Source organism: Dechloromonas denitrificans (assembly GCF_020510665.1).
Taxonomy (GTDB): Bacteria; Pseudomonadota; Gammaproteobacteria; order Burkholderiales; family Rhodocyclaceae; genus Azonexus; species Azonexus denitrificans_B.
Genome location: NZ_CP075187.1, coordinates 2,241,705 through 2,265,000 on the forward strand (window position 1 = coordinate 2,241,705; position 23,296 = coordinate 2,265,000).

Consider the following 23,296-nt stretch of genomic DNA (forward strand, 5'->3'; position numbering starts at 1 on the left):
ATGGCAGATCTCCGCACTACTTTTGTGCATCGCCCCGCGGTATCATTTGGCATTCGCTGAACGACCTTCAGCCCCCTTGCCGCTCTCGATTGCCCAGGAAATTTCCGCCCAATGAGTTTTTTCAAGCGCCTCTTCGGTTTTTTCTCGGACGATAAAAAAGCCGCCGCCGCGCCAAGCCCGCGCCCGGTTGCACCGGCGGCCGCAGCCCAGGCACCGCAAGGCGCAGCGCTGATCTTCATCGGCTGGGGTGAAATGGTCGATGGACAATCGAAGATTTCAGGCTACCTGCTCCGCCCCCGCTCACTGGTCGCCGATCGTCCGATCGAAGCCAGTGCATTGCGCCAGGCACTCGAGCGCGAGCAAGTCGCGCGCTTTGCCGAACAGCGCCTGGTGATCATTCCCCTGACAGTGGCGCAATGGCAGGCCGTCGATTTCCGCAGCCTGATCCAGCGCCGCAGTTGTTTCCTGATCGACGACCTCGGCCAACTCGATGCCCCTGCGCGCGACGCATTGGTCGCCAGCATTCGTGCCGCCGGCGCACGTCTTGCGGTCGACCTGCGAAACGATGCCGATTTGAGTCTGGCCGGACAAGCCGATGTCCTGCTGTTCGATTTTCAGACCGCCTCCCTCGCCGCGCTGGAAAAAACGGTCAAAACACTGCGCCAGCGCAAACCCGGTCTGCTGATGGCCGCCGATAACGTACACACCTGGGCCGAACACCGGCTCTGCCTGTCGCTCGGTTTCGATTTCTGCCTCGGCAGTTTTGCCGCAACGCGCGATGAAGAGGCTGCTGCCGGGCCAATCAGCGAAAGCCGGCTGGTCGTCATCGAAATGCTCAACCAGTTGCGCAGCGACGTCGATCTGGCCGACCTGGCAACCACCGCCATGCGCGACCCGGCGGTCGTCGTCAAGCTGCTCGACATGGCCAACTCGCCGCTTTACGGCCTGCCGCGCAAGGTTGCCAATCTCGAAGAAGCAATCATGCTGCTCGGCCGCGACGCCCTCTATCGCTGGCTAGCCATCGCCCTGCTGCATGTCGATGCCAACAGCGGACGCGACCAGACCTTGATGGTTTTCGCCCTGTGCCGCGCCGCTTTCCTCAAGCAGGTGGCCGGCAATGCCGACCCGCAGAAATCGGATGAAATGTTCCTCGTCGGCCTGCTGTCCATCCTCGAAAGCCTGCTCGGCCTGCCGATGAGCCAGATTCTCGAAAAGATGCGCCTGCCGGAAACGGTCGCCGATGCCTTGCTGCGCGGCGAAGGCCCCTACGCCAGGCCGCTGCAACTGGCGCTGGCGCTGGAACGCTGCCGGCTCGACCAGGCCATCGTTCTGGCCACGTCGATCCGGATCAGCCCGACCGAATTGCTCGACTATTACCGCGAAGCAATGACCTGGGCGACGAGCGAAGTCGGCAACGGCTGATTATTGGTAGCGCAGCGCCTCGATCGGATCGAGCTGCGCCGCCTTGCGCGCCGGGTAGTAACCGAAGAACACACCGACCCCGGCGGCAACGGCGAAGGCGACCAGCGCCGAACTGCCGGAAACAACGATGACCATGCCGGTCGTCGCATTGACCAGCAGCGCGCCGCCAATACCAAGCAACAGGCCGAGCAGGCAACCGGCCAGTGAAATCATGATCGCTTCGAGCAAAAACTGCGTCAGGATATCTTTCTGACGGGCACCGATCGCCATCCGGATACCGATTTCACGCGTCCGTTCGGTGACCGAAACAAGCATGATGTTCATGATCCCGATGCCGCCGACGAGCAGCGAAATCGAGGCAATGGCGCCGAGCAGGATGGACATCGTGCGCGTTGTTTCTGCTTCCGACTCAGCCGCCGCCGACAGGTTGCGTGTGAAGAAATCATTCGGCATGCCTTCACGCAGCCGGTGCCGCTGACGAAGCAGCGACTCGACCGATTTCTCGGCCAGCGGCAAGGCTTCAGAGGATTCCGCCTGGACCATGATCATGCGCACCGAACCGAGGAACGGCGTACCGAACACCTTGCGCTGGGCCGTGGTCAGCGGAATGATCACCGTATCGTCCTGATCCCGGCCGTCCAGGTTCTGCCCCTTGCTGCCGAGCACGCCGATCACGACGAAAGGATTCTGCTGGATGCGGATGGTCTTGCCGACCGGATCATCGTCAACAAACAGGTTTTCAGCCACAGTCTTGCCGATCAGCGCGACGCGGGTTGCGGCACGCACATCGGAATCGCCAAAAGCTGCGCCGTTAACGATATTCCAGGCGCGCGCCTCAAGATAAGGCGGCGTCGTGCCGATCACCTGCGTGCTCCAGTTCTGCGAACCGTAAACCAGTTGCCGTGTGCCCTGATGCGTCGGCGCGACATTGGCGATGCCATCGAGTTCGGCAATCGCATCGGCATCGGCGACATTGATCGTTGGCGCCCCGGCCGAGCCGCTGCGCACGCCGGCGGCGGTAAACGAGCCGGAAAGGACGATGAACAGATTCGAGCCCATCGTGCTGATTGTCTGTTGCACGGCGTACTGGGCGCCCTGCCCGATGGCCATCATGATCACCACAGCGCCGACGCCGATCACCATACCGAGCATGGTCAGCGCCGTGCGCAGACGATTGGCGCCCATCGCCATCCAGGCTTCGCCGAGCATCGCCTTCAGCATGTCGCCTCCGTCAGTTGATCGCTGACCAGCAGGCCATCAAGAAAACGCACCTGGCGCTTGGCATGGGCGGCAATATCCGGCTCATGCGTGACCAGCACGATGGTGATGCCTTCGGCGTTGAGTTCGCCGAACAGGCGCATGATTTCCTCGCTGGTATGGCTGTCGAGATTGCCGGTCGGCTCATCAGCCAGAATCAGGCGCGGTTTGTTGACCAGCGCCCGAGCAATCGCAACACGCTGCTGTTGGCCGCCGGAAATACGCGCCGGCAGGGAATCGGCGTATTTGCCGAGGCCCACCTTGTCGAGCAACTCGCGGGCGGCGCGACGCCGGGTATCGACATCCATCCCGGCATAGACCAGCGGTAGGGCGACGTTGTCCTGCAAAGTCATGCGCGGTAGCAGATTGAAGCCCTGAAAAACGAAACCCAGGGTCCGATTGCGCAGTTGGGCCAAGGCATCCTTCTCCATCCGGGCGACATTTTCGCCAGCCAGGAAATAGTCGCCGGTCGTCGGCGTGTCGAGACAGCCGAGCAGGTTCATGAAAGTCGATTTGCCCGAGCCGGATGGTCCCATGATGGCAATGTATTCGCCTCGCCGGATATCGAGATCAACGCCACGCAAGGCAGGAAACAGGCCGGCCGCCGTGGCATAGGATTTCCCCAGCCCGGCGACGCGGATAACCGACTCGCTCATCAGAACATTCTCATGCCGACGCTGGACGCTGCTTTCTTGCCCGCCGCATTTTCACCGGTCACCACTCGATCACCCGCCTTCAAGTCGCCGCCGACCACCTCGGTATTGCGATTATCGGTAATGCCGACCTGCACGCTGACCGCTTTGATTTCGTCGCCGGAAAGCACGTAGACCGTGCCACTCTGGCCATCGCGCTTCTTGCCTTTTTTCTCGCCGGGGGCAGCAGGTGCTGCGGTCGACGCCGGCTTTCCGGCATTTTCAGCGCTCTTTTCCGACGCCTCGGCCGGCTTGAAACGCAAGGCTGCATTCGGCACGAGCAGGACGCCTTCCTTGCGTGCCGTGCCGATATTGACGTAGGCCGTCATGCCCGGCAGCAGGACCAATTCGGGGTTAGCCACAGTAACGCGAACGTTGTAGGTGACGACATTTTGCTGGTTGGTCGGATTGAGCCGGATCTGCTGCACTTCGCCGCTGAAATTGCGGTTCGGAAAGGCGTCGACCGTGAAACGCGCCTTCTGGCCTTCGCGCAGGTTGCCGATGTCGGCTTCGGCAAAACTGGTGTCGATGCGCATTTCGGTCAGATCCTGGGCAATCTTGATCAGCACCGGCGTCTGGAAGCTGGCTGCAACCGTCTGGCCGAGATCGACCACGCGATCGACCACCACGCCGGAAACCGGCGAGCGGATGGTGGTGTTGCCGAGATTGACCCGATCCTTGTCGAGCTGCGCCTTGGCCTGGGCAAGTTGTGCCGTGGCCGATTTGAGCGCCTGACGAGTTTGGTCGTACTCCTGTTTCGAGACGTACTCCTGGGCAAACAGCGCCTTGATCCGCGCCTCATTGGCCTGCGCCAACTCCAGCGCTGCATTGGCGCTGGCCAGATTGGCTTCGCTCTGGCGGGCCTGCGCCGTCAGCAAGGCGGCATCCAGTTCGAGCAGCGGCTGGCCTTCCTTGACCTTGTCGTTGAAATCGACGTACAGCTTCTTGACGGTGCCGGAGACCTGCGTGCCGACACTGACCAGTACGACCGGATTGAGCGTGCCGTTGGCCGAAACGGTCTGGGTCACCTCGCCCTTGTCGATCGTCGCCAGCTTATAACGCTGCTCCGGGTTCTGCGCTTCACGCTGCTTCGAGTACCACAGGCCGCCACCGATCAAGCCGGCGATCACGGTCGTACCTACGAGAATCTTGCCTATCCGTTTCATGGTCTTCCTTCCACTGCGGCTGGAGCTTGCAGCAGTGTGTAATCAAGTGCGCCGACCGACTGGGCCAGCGTGGCGCGGTAAACATGCCAGTCGAGCCCGGCCTGGATGCGTTGCAGACGGGCGCTGGCCAGCGCACTTTGCGCCGTCAGCAAATCGAGCACCGTGCCGACACCGGCTTTGTAGCGCCCCAGTGCAACCCGCTCGGACTGCTCGGCGCTGGCCACCAGATCGGCCGTTGTCTTGAGGCTTTCGGTTGCCGTGTTCAGACTCTGGTAGGCACGCCAGACGTCGAGTGCCACCTGGGACCGAATGCGGTCGCGCTGCGCCGCCTTGAGGTCGACCTGGGCCGCGGCCGAACGGACACGGTAAGTCGTTTCGAATCCGGAGAAAATCGGCACGTTGACCGTGACACCCAGATTACCGGCGTTGGTCACGACGCCGCCGACATCCTGCCAGGTCGGCCCGGTAGACAGGGTGACGCTCGGTCGGCCTTGCGCCCGGGCCAGCTCGACACCGGCTTCGGCCGCCTTGAACTGGGCCTCGGCAGCCTGCAAGTCCGGCCGACGCGCACGGGCTTCCGCAATCAGCGCGTCGATATCCTGCTGAAAAGCCGCTTCGGGCAAAGTGGGCGGCACATCAGCCAGTTGAATTTTCTGCTGCGCATCGAAGCCCATCGCATTGGCCAGCGCCCCCAAGGCATTGCGTGCGTCGCCTTCCGCCTTGATCCGGTTGAGCCGGGCCTGCGACAACGCGGTCTGCGCCTGCAAACGATCGGCTGGCGTCGCGACACCAGCCTGGTAACGCGCCTCGGCGGCGGCAAAACTCTCACGCGCCGCACGCTCGGCCTCGCCGGTCGCAACAACCGCCGCACGAGTGGCCTGCGCCGTGTAATAAGTCTGCAACGCCGCAAGAAACAGGGACTGGATCGTCGAGTTCTGGGTGGAAGCGGCTGCGCTGAGCAATTGCCGGGCATTTTCAATATTGGCCGAACGCTGGCCAAAATCGAACAGCAACCAGGAAAGCGTCAATGCAGCATTGCTCTGGTTGTAATTGCGTTGTTCGGTGTAATTGCGAACGCCGCTCAAACGGCCATCGAGATCAGGCAACCAGGCTGACTGGGCAACGCCCAGCAGTGCCGCCTGAACGCGGGCGGCGGCCCAGATTTCGCGCGTCTGCGGATGATTGCACAAGGCCAGGTCGACCGCATCGATCGCATTCAGAGCGTTCGCCGGAATCGCTGTGGCACAAGGCGCTTCGCCAACGCGGGCAGACAGGCCGGGTGATGGCCGGAGCGGCAAGGCCGCATCGGTCGAAAAGGGATCAGCCAGGCCACCCGCCCAAACGGGCGTGGCCAGACAGCAGAAGAAAGCGAGCGTTCGATGCAGGAATTTCGGCATGGGCGCTAGTTTAACCGCCCATGTGTGACGAAAACTGTGAGCAATTGTTTCCGAACGCCTCTTTTCAGCGCATCAGACGACCACCGTTACCCACAATCGTCACTTCGACAAAACGCGAGCCCAGGCGATCCTTGCCGTTGTAATTGACCGTAAAACCACCGGAGTCATAAGGCCGCATACCATCGAGCGCAGCCAGCAGCTTTTCCCGATTCAGTTGTGGGCCGGCTCGCTGCAATGCCTCAACCATGACCTTGGCCGCCAGATAACCTTCAAGCGTTGTGTAAGTCGCCCCCGCCGCCGGCTGGAACTCCTTGGGCAATGCCAAAAACTCACGCACCACCGGCTTGGTACTACTCCAGGGATAAGGCACGACCTGTGAGATGGCGACACCGACCACTTCATTACCCAGTTCGGCCTGCAGCGCCTTGAAACCAACCACGGACAAGGCGAAAAACTGGGGAACCTGCCCGGTCTGGCGCATTTGCTTGACGAAAGCAGCCGTCGGTTTGTAGGTACTGATCATCACGACCGCCTGCGGGTTGACCGCAGCAATCGCCTTGACCGCCTCGGTCACATCATTTTTCGTCTTGTCGTAGACGCCGCTGCCACGCAGTTTCAGTCCGCGCTTTTTCAGCGCATTCTCGACCCCGGCCAGACCCGCCTTGCCAAAAGCGTCATTCTGGTAAAACACGGCAATCCGGTCGATGCCCAGCGTGGTCAGCTGATCGATGATTTTTTCACTTTCGTCGCCATAACTGGCACGCAGCCAGAATGTGGTCGGCGAAGGCTGGGCGCGCAGTTCGTCCGAGCCGGTGTAGGGCGCCAACGACGGAACGCCGCGTTCATTGACCAAGGGCTGCACGGCGGCGTAATTGGCACTGCCGAACATCCCGAAAAAAGCGAGCACACCGTCTTTATCAAGTAGCCGGCGGGCGTTTTCAAGCGACCGCTCGACGACGTAAGCATCATCCATCGCCAGCAGTTCAATCCGCCGACCATGCACGCCGCCCTTGCTATTCACCCAATTAAAATAAGCCAGCGCACCGTCGCGGTATTCCGTACCGAGTTCGGCGAGTGCTCCGGTCAACGGAACGGATTGACCCAATTTGATCGTCCCGCCTTGCTGCGCCCTTGCACTCGACAAAGGCAACAAGACCAGACAGGAAAACAGCAGCCCGGCCAGGGCGCGCCAATTCATTTTCATGCAGATTCTCCGAGGGATGCGCACCTTGGCCTGATCGCCGGTGCATTCTTTTTTAGCGCCGGGGAACCCCCACGGCAGAATGACTTTAGCCCGACCTGGCGGGTCAGATTGTCATGCAAACGACAAAGCCGGCAAGGAAGGCCCCTGCCGTGGCTAAGTTTCAGCGCATTTTGGTTGCAGCCCGCAGTGCGTCGGCCTCAAGCACCATCGTATCGGTCCCGATGCAGCGCACGGCATCGATTTCCTCAAAGACCGGTTCGGCTTCAAATGCACCATGATCAGCTTCGCTGCTTTCCTGAGTGTGTCCGTCACGGAAAGCCTTCCACTGGGCTAGCATGATCTCATGCTCAGTCAGACCGGTAACGGCGCCAACCGGCACCTTGGCCCCCAGTTCGATCAGCGTCCGGACAACCTCCGTCCGGCTGCCGCGCATGGCCATGCTGAGCGGCGACGTTGCCAGATCGTTATCGACCAGATTGACCTTGGCGCCCCGTTTGGCCAGTTCGCGCACGATATCGACATGCCCCATGAAGCAGGCAATGCCCATCGGCAAACCGGAATCCCCGTGACCATCATCCATCTCGACCGGCGTACCGGCGTCAAGCAGCCTGCAAACTTCCTTGAGCTGGCCGGTGCGAATTGCCTTGATGAGTAAGAGTTGTGCAGTCATGGTGTGTCGGGAAGCTGGTGGCTAATCATTTCGTTATAGTTCGAATGATACCGCGACCGCGGACCGATGGTCTGTAGCGCGCCGGTGACATGATGTAAAGCCTTGTAGGGTTTGCTTCGAGATCATGCATTTCAGGCTGTCGGACACGGTCGACCGGACAAAAGTTCAAGATGCCGTCCAACGCTGTTTCACCCCGCCCCCACCTCACTGTATGCTGTCACGCCTTTGAACAAGCAAGGACAACGGTGACATCGAGTTTCCGCACAGGCGCCCGTGAAGGTTTTGCGGCTTTTTTGCCGCTCTCGGTCGGCCTCGTACCATGGGCGCTGGTCATGGGCATGGCGATGATCAGTACAGGATTCAGCCCGCTCCAGGCGATGGGCATGAATGTGATTGTCTTCGCCGGCACCGCCCAACTCGGCACATTGCCGCTGATCGCCGCCGAAGCACCGATCTGGCTGATCATCATGACCGCGCTGGCACTCAATTTGCGATTCGTCATCTTCAGCGCAGCCATTGCCCCGGGTTTTCGCGGCACCCGGCTGGCCGAACGCTGGCTGGCCGGCCATCTGCTGACCGACGGGGTATTCGCCGTCTGCCTCGACAAAATGCTGCACAACGACGATCCACGCTGGCGACTTGGCTACTTTCTGGCACCCGCAGCCTGGTCATGGCTACTCTGGCAAGTTTTCGCACTGATCGGCATTCTTGCGGCAGCCTACATTCCCCGCCAATGGTCGCTTGAATTCATGGCAAACATTGCGCTGATCGTACTGCTCGTGCCGATGGCCCGTGTCCGCCCGATGCTGATCGCCGCAATTATTGGCGGAACCAGCGCGACATTACTACGCAACCTGCCTTTGCGACTCGGCGTGATTGTCGGCATCTGCGCCGGCATTGCTGCCGGTTTTGCCGCGGAAAACATCGAACACAGGAACAAGCAGCCATGAATTTCGACACCTCGCTGTGGCTGGTTTTCATTTTGATCGGCCTAGCCACAACACTTCCTCGCGCCAGCTTCATCGTCCTCGGCAATCGGGTCACCCTGCCCGGCGTTGTCCAGCGCGCCCTGCGCTATGCCCCGGCGGCCGCCCTCGCGGCGATCGTGGTTCCCGACCTGCTGGTCGTCGGTAACGAATTACAGGTATTCAACCCCAAACTCGCCGCCGGCTGCGCCGCGGTTACAGCAAGCGTCTTGTGGCGCAACCCCTGGCTGCCCTTCATTGCCGGAATGACTGTTTTGCTCGGTTTACGCTTTGGATTAGGGCTTTAAGCGGGATTATTACGGCCAGAAATTGCTGCAATGCGGTAAAATCGCGCCCACTATGCTCTATCCCCTCATCCGCAAATTCTTTTTCGCACTCGACGCCGAAACCGCCCACGGTATCGGCATGAGTGGTGTCGATCTTCTCAATGCCAGCGGCCTTGCCGGCCTGCTCGCCAAGCCTGTCGCCCCCTGCCCGGTCGACGTCATGGGCCTGCGTTTTCCGAACCCGGTCGGTCTGGCCGCCGGGCTGGACAAGAACGGCGACCACATCGACGGACTGGCCAAGCTGGGTTTCGGCTTCCTTGAAATCGGCACGATCACCCCACGGCCGCAGGATGGCAACCCGCGCCCGCGCCTGTTCCGCATCCCGGAAGCCCAGGGCATCATCAATCGCATGGGCTTCAACAATGCCGGCGTCGACAAACTGCTGGAAAACGTCCGGGCGGCTGAATTCCCGAAAAAGGGCGGCATTCTCGGCATCAACATCGGCAAGAATGCGACCACGCCCATCGAAAAGGCGGCTGAGGATTACCTGATCTGCCTGGAAAAAGTTTACAACGACGCCAGCTACATGACGGTGAATATCTCTTCCCCGAACACCAAGAACCTGCGCGAGTTGCAGAAGGATGATGCGCTGGACGATCTGCTCGCCCAGTTGAAGGCCAAGCAGGAACAACTGGCCGAACAGCACGGCAAATACGTGCCGATGGCCTTGAAGATCGCGCCCGATCTCGACGACACCCAAATCACCGCAATCGCCGATGCCTTGCGCCGGCACCGGATGGATGGCGTGATTGCGACCAATACAACCTTATCGCGCGACGGCGTCGACGGTATGCAGAACGGCAATGAAGCCGGTGGCCTGTCCGGTGCGCCGGTTTTCCGCAAATCGACCGATGTGCTGAAAAAACTGTCGACCGCGCTGGCCGGCGAACTGCCGATCATCGGCGTCGGCGGCATTCTGGGCGGCGAAGATGCGGCCGAGAAAATCCGTGCCGGAGCAAGCCTGGTTCAGTTCTACAGTGGTTTCATCTATCGCGGGCCGGATCTGGTCAGCGAGGTGGCGGATACATTGGCTAATATCATGAAGAAATCCGTATAAGCCCATAACTTTGTCGCGGTTGTTTGCATTCCAGCAAAGCCCGATAATTCCGGGCCTCGAGCCTTAGAAAAACATGAGCCACTACTTATTCATCCTCGTCGGGGCGGTGTTGGTCAACAACGTCGTTCTGGTGAAGATTCTCGGTCTTTGCCCCTTCATGGGCGTTTCCAAAAAGCTGGAAACCGCCTACGGCATGGGGGCCGCGACGACCTTCGTGCTGACCATGGCGACCGGCGCCAGCTACATCATCGATCACTACCTGTTGATGCCGTTCGGGCTGGAATATCTGCGCACGCTGTCCTTCATCGTCACCATCGCCGCCATCGTCCAGCTGACCGAAATGGTCATCGCCAAGACCTCGCCGGCGCTGCAGCAGACACTGGGCATCTATCTGCCCCTGATCACGACCAACTGCGCCGTGCTGGGTGTGCCGCTGCTCAATATCTCGAACGGCTACAACTTCATCGACTCGCTGCTGTTCGGCGCCGGCAGTGCCGTTGGCTTCTCGCTGGTCCTGATCCTCTTCGCCGGCATCCGCGAGCGGATCGAAGGGGCCGACGTCCCGCTCTATTTCCGTGGCGTCGCCATCGCCATGGTCACTGCCGGGCTGATGGCGCTGGCCTTCATGGGTTTTGCCGGACTGGACAAGTACCAATAATGGATATCGTCCTCGCTATTGCCATCATGGCCCTCGGGGCCGTCGTACTGGGCGCGGCGCTCGGCTTTGCCTCGATCAAGTTCAAGGTCGAAGGCGACCCGCTGGTTGAAAAAATCGAAGCCATCTTGCCGCAAACCCAATGCGGCCAGTGCGGCTATCCGGGTTGCAAGCCTTACGCCGAAGCCATCGCCAATGGCGACGAGATCAACAAGTGCCCGCCAGGTGGCGTCGAAGGCGTCCAGCGCCTGGCCGATTTGCTCGGTCGTGAAGCCAAGCCGCTTGATGCCGAGGAGAAGCCGAAAGCCGTTGCGGTGATCGATGAAAACACCTGCATCGGCTGTACGCTGTGCATCCAGGCCTGCCCGGTCGATGCCATCGTCGGTGCCGCCAAGCAGATGCACATCATCATTGCCGCGCAATGTACCGGCTGCGAACTGTGTCTGCCGCCCTGCCCGGTCGAGTGCATCAATATGCAAGTGATTACCGAAAACATCGACAACTGGAAGTGGAAATATCCGGTCGTTGAAATCAAGGCAGCACCGGTCAAGGAAGCCGCCTGATGCTGATGAATCTTTTCAAATTCAAGGGTGGCGTCAAGCCGCCAACCAACAAGACCCAGTCGCTGACACTGCCAATCGCCCAGGCGCCGCTGCCCTCGCGGCTGATCGTGCCTTTGCACCAGAGCATTGGCGGCATGCCTCAGCCAGTGGTACAGGCTGGCGACAAGGTGCTCAAGGGCCAGTTGATCGGTGAAGCCGATGGCTGGATTTCTTCTGCCGTGCATGCCCCGACCTCGGGGACCGTGCTCGAAGTCGCCATGCATGTCCAGCCACACCCGTCGGGCCTGGATGCCATGTGCGTCGTCATCGAACCGGACGGTAAGGACGAATGGATTACCCGCGAAACGCTTGATTACAAGGCACTGAAACCCGAGGAAGTCCGCGAACGCCTGCAGCAAGCCGGCGTTGTCGGCCTGGGTGGCGCGGTTTTCCCGACCCACGGCAAGTTGACCGCGTCAAAGACGGTTGAAATGGAAGAAATGGTGATCAACGGCGCCGAGTGCGAGCCCTTCATCACCTGCGACGACCTGCTGATGCGCGAACGTGCCGAGGAAGTCGTGCGCGGCATCGGTATCTTCCGCGACCTGCTGCAACCGAAAAAAGTGTTGATCGGCATCGAGGACAACAAGCCAGAAGCCGCTGCCGCCATGCGTGCTGCGGTCGACGCGCTCGGCGAGTCGTTTTTGGTTGTCCCCGTGCCGACGCTCTACCCGGCCGGCGGCGCAAAACAACTGATCCGCGTACTGACCGGCAAGGAAGTCCCGGCCAGCAAGCGGTCGACTGATCTCGGCGTACAGTGCTTCAATGTCGCCACGGCCTATACCGCCTGGCGTGCCATCGCCCACGGCGAGCCGGTTGTCTCCCGTCTGGTCACGCTGACCGGCAATGTCGGCGAACCGCGCAATTACGAAGTGCTGATCGGCACGCCGATGGACGAACTGCTCGCCCTGGCCGGCCCGAAGCCGGACACTGACGGCATCGTCATGGGCGGCCCGATGATGGGCTTCATGGTGCCGAATGGCAGCGCCCCGGTGGTCAAGGCGACCAACTGCCTGATCGCCCATTCGACAAAGCTGTTCCCGCCCAAGGCGCCGGAAATGCCGTGCATACGCTGCGGCTCGTGCGCCGAAGCCTGCCCGCACGAACTCCAGCCGTTCGAGATGTACTGGTTCTCGCGCGCCAAGAATTTCGGCAAGACGCAGGAATATCACATCTTCGACTGCATCGAATGCGGCTGCTGCTCCTTCGTCTGCCCGTCACGCATCCCGCTCGTTCAATATTTCCGTTTTGCCAAGAGCGAAATCTGGGCCCGCGAACGCGAGAAGAAAGCGGCTGACACGGCCAAGACGCGCTTCGAGTTCAAGCAGTTGCGCGAAGAGCGCGAAAAGGCGGAAAAGGCCGAAAAGCTGGCCAAGGCGGCCGCCGCCCAAGCAGCCAAGAAGGCGGCCGAAGCTGCGGCGGCGGCAGCCGTCAGCGCCGAATCTGCCGGAACGGAACAAGCGGCAAGCGTAGCGAGCACCGAAGCTCCCACCCAAACCGTTGCGGTCGACGCCGAAAAAGAGGCCAAAAAGGCCGCGATCGCTGCCGCCATGGCTCGTGCCAAGGCGCAGCGCGAAGCGGTCCAGCCCAAAAATACCGAGGCGCTGACTGCTGCACAGCAACACGCCATTGATGATATTGAATCGCGCCGTAGCGTGCTCGCACCTGAATCGCAGGATGCCGCCGCACCGGGCAGCGAGAAAGCCGAATGATGTTCGCCCCCGCTCCCTATTTGCTCAAGGACGTCAGCGTCAGCAAGGTCATGACCCAGGTCTGCCTCGCACTGCTGCCGGGCATTGCCGCCTATGTCTGGCTGATCGGCCCGGCCATCCTGATTCAACTGCTGCTCGCCTCGCTCACCGCACTGCTTGCCGAAGGCCTGATGCTGCGCCTGCAGGGCAAACCCCTCGGCCTTTTCCTGGCCGACGGCTCGGCCATCGTCACCGCCTGGCTGATTGCCCTGGCTTTCCCGCCGCTGGCGCCCTGGTGGCTGATCGTCACTGGTACCGCCTTCGCCATTGTGGTCGCCAAGCAACTGTATGGCGGCCTTGGCCAGAATCCATTCAACCCGGCGATGATCGCCTTTGCCGTGTGTATCGTCGCCTTCCCGGCACTGATGTCGCAATGGCCCCCGGCCGGGCTCGATGCTTCATTTATCGAGCAATGCAAGGTCATTTTCGGTTTCAGTCCACGCCTCGATGCACTCTCAGGAGCCACGCCGCTTGATGCGATGAAAACCGGTCTCAAGCTGGCCGAAGGCACAAGCAGCGTCAGCCACCTGATGGCCAACAGCGAAATCTATGGACAACTGGCCGGTCGCGGCTGGGAATGGGTTGCGACAGGCTACCTGATCGGCGGTCTCTGGATGTGGCATCGCAAGCTGATTAGCTGGCATGTACCGACGGCTTTCATCGGCGCCATTCTGGCCATCTCCGGCGCGCTCTGGGTCTACGATCCGAGCCAGTTCGCCAGCCCGATCTTCCATCTGCTGTCAGGCGGCAGCATGCTGGGTGCCTTTTTCATCGCCACCGATCCGGTTTCCGGCTGCACGACACCTCGCGGCAAGCTGATTTTTGCTGCCGGTGCCGGTCTGCTGGCCTACATCATCCGCGTCTTTGGCGGCTATCCGGATGGCGTGGCCTTTGCCGTACTGCTGCTCAATCTTTGTGCGCCGGTTATCGACCTGCTGACCCAGCCTGCGATTTTCGGCATGAAGGACAAGTCATGAGCGCCGCCAAGGAATTCAGCGCCACCGGCATGGCACTTCGCACGGCCGGTATCCTGTTTATTTTCGTCATCATTTTTACCGGCCTGCTCTCCGGAGCCTACCTGTGGACCAAGCCGGCAATCGAAGCCTCAGCCGCCGAAGAAAAGATGCGCCTGGTGGACGAAGTGCTGCCGCGCACTGAATACGACAACGCCCTGCTCGACGACACACTTGCCCTGCCCGCAACCAGCGAACTGGGGCTGAGCGAAATGACAACGCTCTATCGCGCCCGCCGTGCCGGCCAACCGGTCGCGCTGGTTTTCGAAGCCGTGGCACCGGACGGTTATGCCGGCAAGGTCCGCTTGATCATGGCCGTTCGAGCCGATGGCAAAGTGGCAGGCGTACGCGTCACGCAACACAAGGAAACGCCGGGGCTAGGCGATTACGTCGAGGTCAAGAAAGACAAGAACAAGAGCCGCCCGTGGATTACCCAATTCCTCGGCATGTCGCTGGCCGATGTCAGCGACAAGGAATGGAAAGTCAAAAAAGACGGCGGCCGGATCGATTATTACGCAGGTGCCACGGTGACACCGCGTGCCGTGACCAAAGCCGTACTGAAAGCCGTCCAGTGGGTCGATGCCCATCGTGACCGACTGTTTGCCGATTCGGCCAGCAATACCGGAGCTGCCAAATGATCACCCGCGACGAATTCAAGACAATTGCCGGTAACGGCATCTGGAAGCAGAACACTTCGATTGCCCAGATTCTGGGGCTTTGCCCCTTGCTGGCCACGACCACGAATGCCGTAAATGGCATCATGCTGTCGCTCGCCACCATTCTGGTCATGGCCCTCTCCGGCTTCGCCATCGCCAGCCTGCGCAACCTGATTCCCCACGAAATCCGCATTCCGGTCTTCATCCTGATCGTGGCTGCGCTAGTTACCGTGGTCGACCTGCTATTCAATGCCAATTTGCACGAGCTTTACCTGGTGCTCGGCATTTTCATTCCGCTTATCGTCACCAACTGCATCGTTCTGGCCCGCGTCGAAGCCTTCGCCGCCAAGAACCCGCCGCTGCAATCCACTTTCGACGGTGTTTTCATGGGAGTCGGCATGCTGTGGACGCTGGGTTTGCTCGGCGCCATCCGCGAATTCCTGGGAAATGGCACGATACTCGGCGGCATCGACATGGTTTTCCCCAGCCTGCATCCGATCCAGGTCTTGCCGGAAAGCTACCCCGGCTTTTTGCTCGCTCTGCTCCCGCCGGGCGCCTTCATCCTGCTCGGCTGCATGATTGCCTGGAAGAACTGGATGGATGCCCGTGCCGCCGCCCGGGCTGCACTGACGCAGCCGGCACCGGTCAGCACCGCCGGTTGCCACTGAGCGCGGCGAAACGAATCAGGTTTTCCCGGTCAACCGGCCAGCACGACGCAATTCTTGCCCTGCCGCTTGGCTTCATAACCGGCATCGTCCGCCCGTCGAATCAGCGAATCACGCGTTTCACCGGGTACATAACTGGCGACACCGATACTGACCGTACAGCGAATCGACTCACCTGCCGAGGTAGGAATTACCTCGGCGGCGAATGAGCGGCAAAGACGCTCGGCCAGCCGCTTGCCGGCATCGGCTTCAGTTTCAGGCAGCAAGACGACAAATTCCTCGCCACCGTAGCGGTAAGCCGAGTCCGATGCCCGTAGCCCCTCGCCGATCACCCTGGCCAACGCCTGGAGAACGCGATCGCCCTCAAGATGCCCAAAGTTGTCGTTGATTCGCTTGAAATTGTCGCAATCCAGCACCAGCAAGGAAAGTGGCCGGGAATAGCGGGTTGCGCGCTCGACTTCAGCCTGCAGGCGCTCATGCAAGGAACGTGAATTGAACAAGCCGGTCAAGGAATCGACCAGGCTCAAATTACGATAACGCTCTTCACTTTGCCGCAAAGCCTCTTCAGCCCTGCGTCTTTCCGTCACATCCTGCAAGGTTTCGATCGCCCCGATGACCTCTCCGACGGCATTGCGCAAAGGCGCCGCGGTGAAATAGAGCCAGCGACCGCCCACGCCAAAGGACGGGAAGAAATCCTCGGCTTCAAAAGCACCTTCAATCAAGACTGAACGACGGAATTTGCCGTGATACAGGGCGTCGACCGCAGTTTCCAGCGCACCGCTGACAATCAGGTCGGCCATGATCGAACGGGCATCGGGGTAGAAGGCACGCCACTGGTCGGAGGTACCTATCATTTCATCCGCCGGAACACCGGTCAAAACTGCACAGGCACGATTCCAGTGCGTCACCCGATGCTGAGCATCGATCACGATGGTCGCCACCGGATTGCCTTCTAGAACCTGGGCAAGATCAATCCCCTCCTCGTCGGATGCAAACTGCATCAATGCTTCGCCCCTTTCCATCAGGTAAAATTTGCCTTGAACCAATATGTCGTATTCTGCAACGATTGACAATCCATCCAGCCCACCCAAATCGTGAAAAAAGCCGATATTGAGCAGTTCTATGCCCGTTTGCGTGCGGCCAACCCCGCGCCGACCACCGAACTGAACTACACAACACCATTTCAATTGCTGATTGCCGTCATTCTCTCGGCTCAGGCAACGGATGTGGGCGTCAACAAGGCAACCGACCGGCTTTTCCCGGTCGCCCCGACGCCCGACAAGATGTATGCGCTGGGCGTCGAAGGTCTGAGCGAATACATCAAGACCATCGGGCTGTATCGGACCAAGGCAAAAAACGTCATCGCCACCTGCCGGATGCTGCTTGACCTGCATGACGGTCAGGTGCCCGATGAACGCAGCGCACTCGAAGCACTGCCAGGGGTCGGCCGAAAGACGGCCAATGTCGTACTGAACACAGCCTTTGGCCAGCCGACGATCGCCGTCGACACGCATATCTTCCGGCTTGGCAACCGGACCGGCATCGCTCCGGGAAAAACCGTCGTCGAAGTCGAGCAAAAGCTGCTCCGCGCCACCCCGGATGAATACATGAAGGATGCCCATCACTGGCTCATTCTCCACGGTCGCTATGTGTGCAAGGCACGTAAACCGGAATGCGAACGCTGTATCGTGGCGGATCTCTGCCGCTTCAAGGGAAAAACGCTGTGAAAGTTGCCAGCGCACTGGTTTCTGGCCTGCACCCGGATGCCGCACTGGCCGAAAAGGCCGTTCGCTGCGCGCTGGAGAAGGCCGGTCTTGAGCGAGCCAACAACGTCATCCTGTTTCTCACTCGGGACTTCGTCCGCCACGCACAGCCTGCCGTTCTGGCCGCAGCACGCGCAGCGGGTTGCCTGCAGGTTTGCGGCACCACGACCAGCGGACTATTCACTGAAGATGGCTGGCTGCTTGAGCAGTCAGGCGCTGCGGCGCTGGTTTTCGAGGCAGCGCCAGCCACTCCGCACGATAGCAGCCCGACGCTGTCGTTTACTGGCCACGGTACGCTACCTTTTGAATGGCAAGCATTGCCGGAGCGAGCTGGCCTGCTTGAAGCCAATGCCGCCACCTGGTCGCACGGGCGAATCAGTCCGAATGCCTGCGCTGAAACCCGCCTGCCGGGCATGAAGGCAACCCTGCTGCGCTCAGCTGGCTTGTTGAGCTTGAGTCGAGATCTATCGCTCGATTTCGCACAAGGCTACGATTTGCGCCGGATTGACGGCATGGGGGCCGCCGACAGCCTGCGCCAGCACCTGCCAGCGGAACTCCGCGAACATCCGCCAGTCCACCGCCTGGTCGTCTTGCGCCACGCGAGCGAGTCGGCCATTCCCGTTCTTTCATTCAATGCCGACGGCTCCTTGACGATTGGCGAAGCACTGGCCGAAGGAGAAACCTTCTGCTGGGCGCTGCGTCATCCGGATCACAGTGCGCAGGAAATGCAGCAATTGCTCGATACTGCGGCCAACCCGCCGGCAAAGCCCGATTTCGCCCTGATGTTTTCCTGCATCGGCCGCGGCCCGCTGTTCTACGGCGATGATGACCGGGACTTGCAAGCTTTTCGCCAAGCCTGTCCGCAAACACCGTTGCTCGGTGCCTACGCCAGTGGGCAGATCGCACCGGCCAGCCAGCGCAACCGCCTGTTCCACAATTCAGCCGTCACCCTACTTTTCGAAAGTCTGCATGTTTAACCCCACTCGTGATCAAGTCCGCCAGTTTTTTTGCGACGCCTGGCGCAAGCACGTCGAACGTCTGCCGCTGGTCGGCGCCGAAGTCACCGCCGCCGACATTGCTGCCCGTCATCCGGAATATCACGCGCTGCTGGCCGACACAGCCGGTGCACTGACTCAGGAATGGATGCCGGAAGGTGGGGCGATGAGTCCATTCCTGCACCTGTCGCTGCATCTCGCCATCCACGAACAGCTCAGCATCGACCAGCCGCCGGGCATCCGTGCCGCATTTGAAAATCTGCGCCGGCGCATGGACCCGCACGATGCGGAGCATGTACTGGTCGAATGCCTGGGTGAAACCATCTGGGCGGCGCAGCGCAACGGTGTCCAGATGGATGCCATGGCTTATGTCGATGCCGTCAAACGCAAATCCAGCCTGATCTGAAAGGCCAGCCGATGAAATTCGAAGGTACCGATGCCTACGTCGCAACCCGCGACCTGACACTCGCGGTCAACGCCGCCAATGTGCTCGAACGCCCCCTGCTGATCAAAGGCGAACCCGGCACCGGCAAGACCCTGCTCGCCGAAGAGGTTGCCCGGGCGCTGAACAGGCCACTCTTCCAGTGGCACATCAAATCCACCACCAAGGCCCAGCAAGGCCTCTACGAATACGATGCCGTTTCGCGCCTGCGCGACTCGCAGCTCGGCGACCCGCGTGTCGAGGACATCGGCCATTACATCGTGCACGGCGTGCTCTGGCAGGCCTTCGAATGCGATGAACCTTGCGTCGTGCTGATCGATGAAATCGACAAGGCCGACATCGAGTTTCCCAACGATCTGCTGCGCGAACTCGACCGCATGGAATTCCATTGCTACGAGCTGCACCGAACGATCAAGGCCAAGCACCGCCCGTTGATCATCATCACTTCGAACAATGAGAAGGAACTGCCGGACGCCTTCCTGCGCCGCTGTTTCTTCCACTACATCAAGTTCCCGGACAAGGAGACGATGACCCGCATCGTCGATGTCCATTTCCCGATGTTGAAGCGCGAACTGCTGCGTGAGGCGCTTGAGGTTTTCTTCGAACTGCGTGACGTACCCGGACTGAAGAAGAAGCCCTCGACCAGCGAACTGATCGACTGGCTGAAGCTGCTGCTGGCCGAGGACATTCCCCCCGAAGCCCTGCGCGCCAGGGAAGCCAAGGATGCCATTCCCCCGCTGCACGGCGCACTGCTCAAGAACGAACAGGATGTTCATCTGTTTGAACGTCTGGCTTTCATGGCACGCCGCAAACAGCCATAAATGCTGGTCGACTACTTCCTGCATCTGAAATCACGGCAGATTCCGGTGTCGACCAAGGAACTGCTGGCGCTGCTTGAAGCACTGCAGGCCCGGCTGGTAAGCGGCAGTCTTGATGATTTTTATCTCCTCTCGCGCGCCATCCTGATCAAGGACGAAGCCCTCTACGACCGCTTCGACCGTGCTTTTGGCGAGTACTTCAAGGGTATCGAAGCCCTGCCCGGCTTCGAGGCGATGATTCCCGAAGAATGGCTGGAACTGGCAGCCAAACGCCACCTTTCCGAAGAAGACCGGCTCAAGCTGCAGAAACTCGGTTACGAAAAGCTGTTCGAACAGTTCAAGCAACGGCTCAACGAGCAAAAGGAACGCCATGCCGGCGGCAGCAAGTGGATCGGCACGGCGGGCACCTCGCCTTACGGCCATGGCGGCTACCACCCGGAAGGCATCCGGCTGGGCGGCGACTCGGTCGGCAACCGGACGGCGATCAAGGTCTGGGAGCAGCGTGAGTTTCGCAACCTGGACGACAATCTGGAACTCGGTGTGCGCAACATCAAGGTCGCGCTACGCCGCCTGCGCCGCTTTGCCCGCCAAGGGGCAGCAACCGAACTCGATCTTGATGGCACGATTGCCGGAACTGCGCGCAATGGCGGATGGCTCGACCTGCATCTGCGCCCCGAACGCCACAACACGATCAAGGTGCTGCTGTTCCTCGATATTGGCGGTTCGATGGACGACCACATCGAGGCCTGCGAGGAGCTATTCTCGGCGGCACGCAGCGAGTTCAAGCATCTCGAACATTTCTACTTTCACAACTGCGTCTATGAAGGCATCTGGAAGGACAACCGGCGGCGCCATCAGGAACGGCTATCGACCTGGGATGTCATCCACACCTACGGCCCGGACTACAAGCTGGTCTTTGTTGGCGATGCAACGATGAGCCCCTACGAAATCGCCCGGCCCGGTGGCAGTGTCGAGCACTGGAACGAAGAGGCCGGGGCCGTCTGGCTCGAACGCATGCTGGCTACCTGGTCGCGTGCAGTCTGGCTCAATCCACTGGCTGAAACTCACTGGACGTACACGCAATCAATCCACATGATTCAGCAACTGCTCGGCAACCGGATGTATCCGCTGACGCTCGATGGACTGGAACGCGCCATGCGGACGCTCTCACGTTAAGGAAAGAACCATGCAACGTCGCCAATTACTCAAAGGAATCGCCGCGCTGGCCTTGGCCGAGCGTTTGGGTGCCCTGCAGGCCGCCTGGGCTGCCGGCGGCAAACTACCACCACCCGGCATGCACCAGATGACCGGCGATGTGCGCATCAATGGCCAGCCGGCCAGTCCCGGCACACCGATCAAGCCGGGCGACACCGTCACCACGGGCCCGAACAGCCAGGCCATCTACATCATCGGTAATGATGCCTACCTGCAACGAGACCGGACAACGGTCAGCCTGGCGGGTCAGGCAGCGCGCGCCGGACTGCGCGTGCTGACCGGCAAGTTGCTGGCCGTGTTCGGCAAGGGAAACAAGCAGATCGAAACACCGACCGCAACGATCGGCATCCGCGGTACCGGCTGCTACATCGAAGCTGAAACCAAAAAGGTCTATTTCTGCCTGTGCTACGGCAAAGCCGAAATTGCCTCAGCACAGATGCCCGACATCCACGAGCAACTGGAAACCAGCTACCACGATAAACCGGTCTACTTGCATGCCGATGGCAGCCAAATGATGGTGCCCGCCACCGTCATCAATCACACGGACAGCGAGCTGACGCTCCTTGAAAGCCTGGTCGGCCGTACGCCACCGTTCTACGGCAAGACCGGCGCCTATTGAGGCACGGTTTTGGCTCTTTATAGCTCGTCGACCGGGGGAGCCACCTTGACGACTTCTTCAAGCGTCGTGAGGCCCTGCGCCACTTTGAGCGCCCCGGAAATGCGCAGTGGGCGCATGCCCTCACGATAAGCCAGATCACGGACACGGGCGATCTCGGTCAGCGGTTTGATCTGCTTGCGAATCTCCGGTGAATTGATCAGGATTTCATAGATACCGACCCGGCCCATATAGCCGGTCATGCGGCACTCCAGGCAGCCGACTGCGTGGTGCAAATGCGTTGGCTCACCGGATTTCCATGGAGACACCAGGGCGCGCCAGGTCAGTCGCTGTTCCTCGGTGATCGGGCTCGATTTCTTGCAATGCGGGCATAGCGTGCGAACCAGCCGCTGCGCCATCACCCCGAGAACGGTTGAGTTGATCAGGTAGGCCGGAACACCGAGATCGAGCAGCCGGGTAATCGCCGATGGTGCATCGTTGGTGTGCAGGGTAGATAACACGAGGTGCCCGGTCAACGCTGCCTGGATGGCCATTTCGGCAGTTTCCAGATCACGGATTTCACCGATCATCACAATGTCCGGATCCTGGCGCATCAAGGCACGAACCCCATCGGCAAAGCCCAGCTCAATACCGCGATTGACCTGCATCTGGTTAAACGATGCCTCAACCATTTCAATCGGATCTTCAATCGTGCAGACATTGACCTCCGGCGTAGCCAGCTGCTTGAGCGTGGTATACAGCGTTGTCGTCTTGCCCGAACCGGTCGGCCCGGTCACCAGAACGATGCCATTCGGGGAACTGGTCATTTGCTGCCAGCGCGCCTGATCCTCCTCCGAAAAACCAAGCGAGCGGAAATCGCGGACCAGCACCTCGGGATCAAAAATCCGCATCACCAGCTTTTCACCAAATGCCGTCGGCAATGTCGATAAGCGAAGTTCAACCTCTTGCCCGGTCGGAGTTCGGGTCTTGACCCGACCATCTTGCGGCCGCCGCTTTTCAATCACGTCCATGCGCCCCAGAAGCTTGATCCGGCTGGTCATGGCATTCATTACCGTCATCGGAATCTGGTAAACCTGATGCAGCAGACCATCGATACGAAAACGGACAATCCCCAGATCGCGGCGGGGCTCGATGTGGATATCCGAGGCACGCTGGTCGAAAGCGTACTGCCACAACCAGTCGACGATATGAACAATATGCTGGTCATTGGCATCGAACTGGCGGTTGCTCTTGCCCAGTTCAACCAGTTGTTCGAAATTCGAAAGTGCCTGGGTATTTTCTCCCTTGGAAGCCGCTTTCTTGACCGAGCGGGCCAGATTGAAGAATTCGACAAGGTAGCGTGAAATATCGTCAGGATTCGCCATGACACGGCGAATCTCCTTGCGCAGAATGGGCTTGAGTTCGCTTTCCCACTCCCTGACGAAGGGTTCTGCCGTCGCGATCACGACTTCGCGCGTGCTGACCTGAACCGGGAGGATGCCGAAGCGGGCGGCATAGGCACTGGACATGACATCCGTCACCCCGGTGAAATCAATTTTCAACGGATCAATGTGCAGATATTCAAGGCCACATTTTCCGGCCAGCCATTCGCTCAAGCCATCGAGATTCAGCAAGCGTCCGGGCGGTTTGAGCGAGCGCCATTTTTGCTGATCAACAAGAACCAGGGGATGCGCCTTGTGCCCCTGCAAACGCTGCTCAACCTTCAATGCTTCAGCCATCGCATGATCGATCATGCCGTCTGCCAGCAGCATTTCAAGCACTTCCGGGAGCGTCAAACGATGCTCATGTACTGGTTTTCCATTCATGCGGGCCAATATAGCATGGAGCGAAGTAAGGTTTTGTAAGGCCGGAAAATGACGCGCCGTGCATCGAAAAAAAGCCGCCTGACAAGATCAGGCGGCTTTCTTCAACGTTGGCGCAACGGGGTC

The 23,296-nt window shown here is 60.1% G+C and carries 25 protein-coding genes (1 of these 25 running past the window's edge); 16 read left to right on the plus strand and 9 right to left on the minus strand.

The annotated features are described in order from the left end of the window. The first annotated feature begins 111 nt into the window (after positions 1-111). On the plus strand, positions 112-1,422 hold the full coding sequence (locus KI614_RS10630; RefSeq protein ID WP_226405581.1) for an EAL and HDOD domain-containing protein: 1,311 nt from the start codon (positions 112-114) through the stop codon (positions 1,420-1,422). On the opposite strand, the gene KI614_RS10635 is transcribed toward KI614_RS10630, so the two are convergent. From KI614_RS10635 to KI614_RS10660, 6 genes are all read right to left on the minus strand, one after another. Then, positions 1,423-2,643, minus strand: a complete 1,221-nt coding sequence (locus KI614_RS10635; RefSeq protein WP_203467041.1) for an ABC transporter permease — start codon at positions 2,641-2,643, stop codon at positions 1,423-1,425. Beyond that, the gene (locus KI614_RS10640) at positions 2,637-3,335 is read right to left on the minus strand and encodes an ABC transporter ATP-binding protein (protein WP_226405583.1); all 699 of its coding nucleotides are present in this window, start codon (positions 3,333-3,335) and stop codon (positions 2,637-2,639) included. The genes KI614_RS10635 and KI614_RS10640 overlap by 7 nt, the downstream gene beginning before the upstream one ends. Next, positions 3,335-4,537 (minus strand): efflux RND transporter periplasmic adaptor subunit, encoded by a 1,203-nt coding sequence (locus KI614_RS10645; protein WP_226405585.1) that lies wholly within the window; start codon positions 4,535-4,537, stop codon positions 3,335-3,337. Before KI614_RS10645 ends, KI614_RS10640 begins: the two co-directional genes overlap by 1 nt. After that, a complete protein-coding gene (locus tag KI614_RS10650; protein WP_226405587.1) occupies positions 4,534-5,934 on the minus strand; it encodes a TolC family protein in 1,401 nt (466 codons plus the stop codon). The genes KI614_RS10645 and KI614_RS10650 overlap by 4 nt, the downstream gene beginning before the upstream one ends. Positions 5,935-5,998: 64 nt before the next feature. After that, a complete protein-coding gene (locus tag KI614_RS10655; RefSeq protein ID WP_226405590.1) occupies positions 5,999-7,138 on the minus strand; it encodes an ABC transporter substrate-binding protein in 1,140 nt (379 codons plus the stop codon). Positions 7,139-7,298: 160 nt separating this feature from the next. Beyond that, a complete protein-coding gene (locus tag KI614_RS10660) occupies positions 7,299-7,808 on the minus strand; it encodes an ankyrin repeat domain-containing protein (RefSeq protein ID WP_226405604.1) in 510 nt (169 codons plus the stop codon). A gap of 245 nt (positions 7,809-8,053) precedes the next feature. On the opposite strand from KI614_RS10660, the gene KI614_RS10665 reads away from it, so the two are divergent. From KI614_RS10665 to KI614_RS10705, 9 genes are all read left to right on the plus strand, one after another. Next, positions 8,054-8,758, plus strand: coding sequence for an AzlC family ABC transporter permease (locus KI614_RS10665; protein WP_226405606.1), 705 nt, complete (start codon positions 8,054-8,056; stop codon positions 8,756-8,758). Beyond that, complete coding sequence (locus KI614_RS10670; protein WP_226405609.1) at positions 8,755-9,081, plus strand: AzlD domain-containing protein; 327 nt, start codon at positions 8,755-8,757, stop codon at positions 9,079-9,081. The genes KI614_RS10665 and KI614_RS10670 overlap by 4 nt, the downstream gene beginning before the upstream one ends. Before the next feature lie 52 nt (positions 9,082-9,133). After that, the gene (locus tag KI614_RS10675) at positions 9,134-10,177 is read left to right on the plus strand and encodes a quinone-dependent dihydroorotate dehydrogenase (protein ID WP_226405611.1); all 1,044 of its coding nucleotides are present in this window, start codon (positions 9,134-9,136) and stop codon (positions 10,175-10,177) included. 73 nt (positions 10,178-10,250) lie between these two features. After that, positions 10,251-10,835 carry an electron transport complex subunit RsxA gene (gene rsxA, locus KI614_RS10680; RefSeq protein ID WP_226405613.1) on the plus strand — a complete coding sequence of 195 codons (585 nt, stop codon included), beginning with the start codon at positions 10,251-10,253 and terminating at the stop codon, positions 10,833-10,835. After that, complete coding sequence (gene rsxB / locus KI614_RS10685) at positions 10,835-11,395, plus strand: electron transport complex subunit RsxB (RefSeq protein ID WP_413464145.1); 561 nt, start codon at positions 10,835-10,837, stop codon at positions 11,393-11,395. The genes rsxA and rsxB overlap by 1 nt, the downstream gene beginning before the upstream one ends. Then, complete coding sequence (rsxC, locus tag KI614_RS10690) at positions 11,395-13,146, plus strand: electron transport complex subunit RsxC (RefSeq protein ID WP_226405616.1); 1,752 nt, start codon at positions 11,395-11,397, stop codon at positions 13,144-13,146. Before rsxB ends, rsxC begins: the two co-directional genes overlap by 1 nt. Then, positions 13,143-14,162, plus strand: a complete 1,020-nt coding sequence (locus KI614_RS10695) for an RnfABCDGE type electron transport complex subunit D (protein WP_226405618.1) — start codon at positions 13,143-13,145, stop codon at positions 14,160-14,162. The genes rsxC and KI614_RS10695 overlap by 4 nt, the downstream gene beginning before the upstream one ends. Then, positions 14,159-14,836 carry an electron transport complex subunit RsxG gene (rsxG, locus tag KI614_RS10700; RefSeq protein ID WP_226405620.1) on the plus strand — a complete coding sequence of 226 codons (678 nt, stop codon included), beginning with the start codon at positions 14,159-14,161 and terminating at the stop codon, positions 14,834-14,836. Before KI614_RS10695 ends, rsxG begins: the two co-directional genes overlap by 4 nt. Beyond that, positions 14,833-15,522: an electron transport complex subunit E gene (locus KI614_RS10705; RefSeq protein ID WP_226405622.1), complete on the plus strand. Its 690-nt coding sequence runs from the start codon at positions 14,833-14,835 to the stop codon at positions 15,520-15,522. The genes rsxG and KI614_RS10705 overlap by 4 nt, the downstream gene beginning before the upstream one ends. A 29-nt stretch (positions 15,523-15,551) precedes the next feature. Here KI614_RS10705 and KI614_RS10710 read toward each other — a convergent pair whose 3' ends face one another. Next, a complete protein-coding gene (locus KI614_RS10710) occupies positions 15,552-16,520 on the minus strand; it encodes a GGDEF domain-containing protein (RefSeq protein ID WP_226405625.1) in 969 nt (322 codons plus the stop codon). Positions 16,521-16,613: 93 nt separating this feature from the next. Between KI614_RS10710 and nth the strand changes: the two genes are divergently transcribed. The 6 genes from nth to KI614_RS10740 are packed head-to-tail and all read left to right on the plus strand — an operon-like array spanning position 16,614 to position 21,371. Beyond that, positions 16,614-17,246, plus strand: coding sequence for an endonuclease III (nth, locus tag KI614_RS10715; RefSeq protein WP_226405628.1), 633 nt, complete (start codon positions 16,614-16,616; stop codon positions 17,244-17,246). After that, positions 17,243-18,259 carry an FIST C-terminal domain-containing protein gene (locus KI614_RS10720; RefSeq protein WP_226405630.1) on the plus strand — a complete coding sequence of 339 codons (1,017 nt, stop codon included), beginning with the start codon at positions 17,243-17,245 and terminating at the stop codon, positions 18,257-18,259. Before nth ends, KI614_RS10720 begins: the two co-directional genes overlap by 4 nt. Continuing rightward, positions 18,252-18,683, plus strand: coding sequence for a DUF1841 family protein (locus KI614_RS10725; RefSeq protein WP_226405632.1), 432 nt, complete (start codon positions 18,252-18,254; stop codon positions 18,681-18,683). Before KI614_RS10720 ends, KI614_RS10725 begins: the two co-directional genes overlap by 8 nt. Positions 18,684-18,694: 11 nt before the next feature. Then, positions 18,695-19,540: an AAA family ATPase gene (locus KI614_RS10730; protein WP_226405634.1), complete on the plus strand. Its 846-nt coding sequence runs from the start codon at positions 18,695-18,697 to the stop codon at positions 19,538-19,540. Further along, complete coding sequence (locus tag KI614_RS10735; RefSeq protein WP_226405636.1) at positions 19,541-20,713, plus strand: vWA domain-containing protein; 1,173 nt, start codon at positions 19,541-19,543, stop codon at positions 20,711-20,713. It begins immediately after the preceding gene. Between the two features lie 10 nt (positions 20,714-20,723). Then, complete coding sequence (locus KI614_RS10740; RefSeq protein WP_226405638.1) at positions 20,724-21,371, plus strand: FecR domain-containing protein; 648 nt, start codon at positions 20,724-20,726, stop codon at positions 21,369-21,371. 17 nt (positions 21,372-21,388) lie between these two features. Here the strand turns inward: KI614_RS10740 and KI614_RS10745 are convergent, their stop codons facing one another. Both KI614_RS10745 and KI614_RS10750 read right to left on the minus strand, forming a co-directional pair. After that, entirely contained in the window at positions 21,389-23,173 is a 1,785-nt protein-coding gene (locus tag KI614_RS10745) for a GspE/PulE family protein (RefSeq protein WP_226405640.1), read from the minus strand. A 101-nt stretch (positions 23,174-23,274) separates the two neighbouring features. Then, on the minus strand, positions 23,275-23,296 hold the 3' portion of the coding sequence (locus tag KI614_RS10750) for a DUF3820 family protein (RefSeq protein ID WP_226405642.1). 191 nt of this gene lie beyond the right edge of the window; 22 of the gene's 213 nt are visible here — the last part of the coding sequence; its start codon lies off the right edge, out of view — the gene reads right to left on this strand; its stop codon occupies positions 23,275-23,277.

Bases quoted from the DNA above. Each gene is read 5' to 3' on its own strand.
- KI614_RS10630 (WP_226405581.1), top strand. From the start codon at position 112: ATGAGTTTTTTCAAGCGCCTCTTCGGTTTTTTCTCGGACGATAAAAAA.
- KI614_RS10635 (WP_203467041.1), bottom strand. From the start codon at position 2,643: ATGCTGAAGGCGATGCTCGGCGAAGCCTGGATGGCGATGGGCGCCAAT.
- KI614_RS10640 (WP_226405583.1), bottom strand. From the start codon at position 3,335: ATGAGCGAGTCGGTTATCCGCGTCGCCGGGCTGGGGAAATCCTATGCC.
- KI614_RS10645 (WP_226405585.1), bottom strand. From the start codon at position 4,537: ATGAAACGGATAGGCAAGATTCTCGTAGGTACGACCGTGATCGCCGGC.
- KI614_RS10650 (WP_226405587.1), bottom strand. From the start codon at position 5,934: ATGCCGAAATTCCTGCATCGAACGCTCGCTTTCTTCTGCTGTCTGGCC.
- KI614_RS10655 (WP_226405590.1), bottom strand. From the start codon at position 7,138: ATGAAAATGAATTGGCGCGCCCTGGCCGGGCTGCTGTTTTCCTGTCTG.
- KI614_RS10660 (WP_226405604.1), bottom strand. From the start codon at position 7,808: ATGACTGCACAACTCTTACTCATCAAGGCAATTCGCACCGGCCAGCTC.
- KI614_RS10670 (WP_226405609.1), top strand. From the start codon at position 8,755: ATGAATTTCGACACCTCGCTGTGGCTGGTTTTCATTTTGATCGGCCTA.
- KI614_RS10675 (WP_226405611.1), top strand. From the start codon at position 9,134: ATGCTCTATCCCCTCATCCGCAAATTCTTTTTCGCACTCGACGCCGAA.
- rsxA (WP_226405613.1), top strand. From the start codon at position 10,251: ATGAGCCACTACTTATTCATCCTCGTCGGGGCGGTGTTGGTCAACAAC.
- rsxB (WP_413464145.1), top strand. From the start codon at position 10,835: ATGGATATCGTCCTCGCTATTGCCATCATGGCCCTCGGGGCCGTCGTA.
- rsxC (WP_226405616.1), top strand. From the start codon at position 11,395: ATGCTGATGAATCTTTTCAAATTCAAGGGTGGCGTCAAGCCGCCAACC.
- KI614_RS10695 (WP_226405618.1), top strand. From the start codon at position 13,143: ATGATGTTCGCCCCCGCTCCCTATTTGCTCAAGGACGTCAGCGTCAGC.
- rsxG (WP_226405620.1), top strand. From the start codon at position 14,159: ATGAGCGCCGCCAAGGAATTCAGCGCCACCGGCATGGCACTTCGCACG.
- KI614_RS10705 (WP_226405622.1), top strand. From the start codon at position 14,833: ATGATCACCCGCGACGAATTCAAGACAATTGCCGGTAACGGCATCTGG.
- KI614_RS10710 (WP_226405625.1), bottom strand. From the start codon at position 16,520: ATGCAGTTTGCATCCGACGAGGAGGGGATTGATCTTGCCCAGGTTCTA.
- KI614_RS10725 (WP_226405632.1), top strand. From the start codon at position 18,252: ATGTTTAACCCCACTCGTGATCAAGTCCGCCAGTTTTTTTGCGACGCC.
- KI614_RS10730 (WP_226405634.1), top strand. From the start codon at position 18,695: ATGAAATTCGAAGGTACCGATGCCTACGTCGCAACCCGCGACCTGACA.
- KI614_RS10735 (WP_226405636.1), top strand. From the start codon at position 19,541: ATGCTGGTCGACTACTTCCTGCATCTGAAATCACGGCAGATTCCGGTG.
- KI614_RS10740 (WP_226405638.1), top strand. From the start codon at position 20,724: ATGCAACGTCGCCAATTACTCAAAGGAATCGCCGCGCTGGCCTTGGCC.
- KI614_RS10745 (WP_226405640.1), bottom strand. From the start codon at position 23,173: ATGAATGGAAAACCAGTACATGAGCATCGTTTGACGCTCCCGGAAGTG.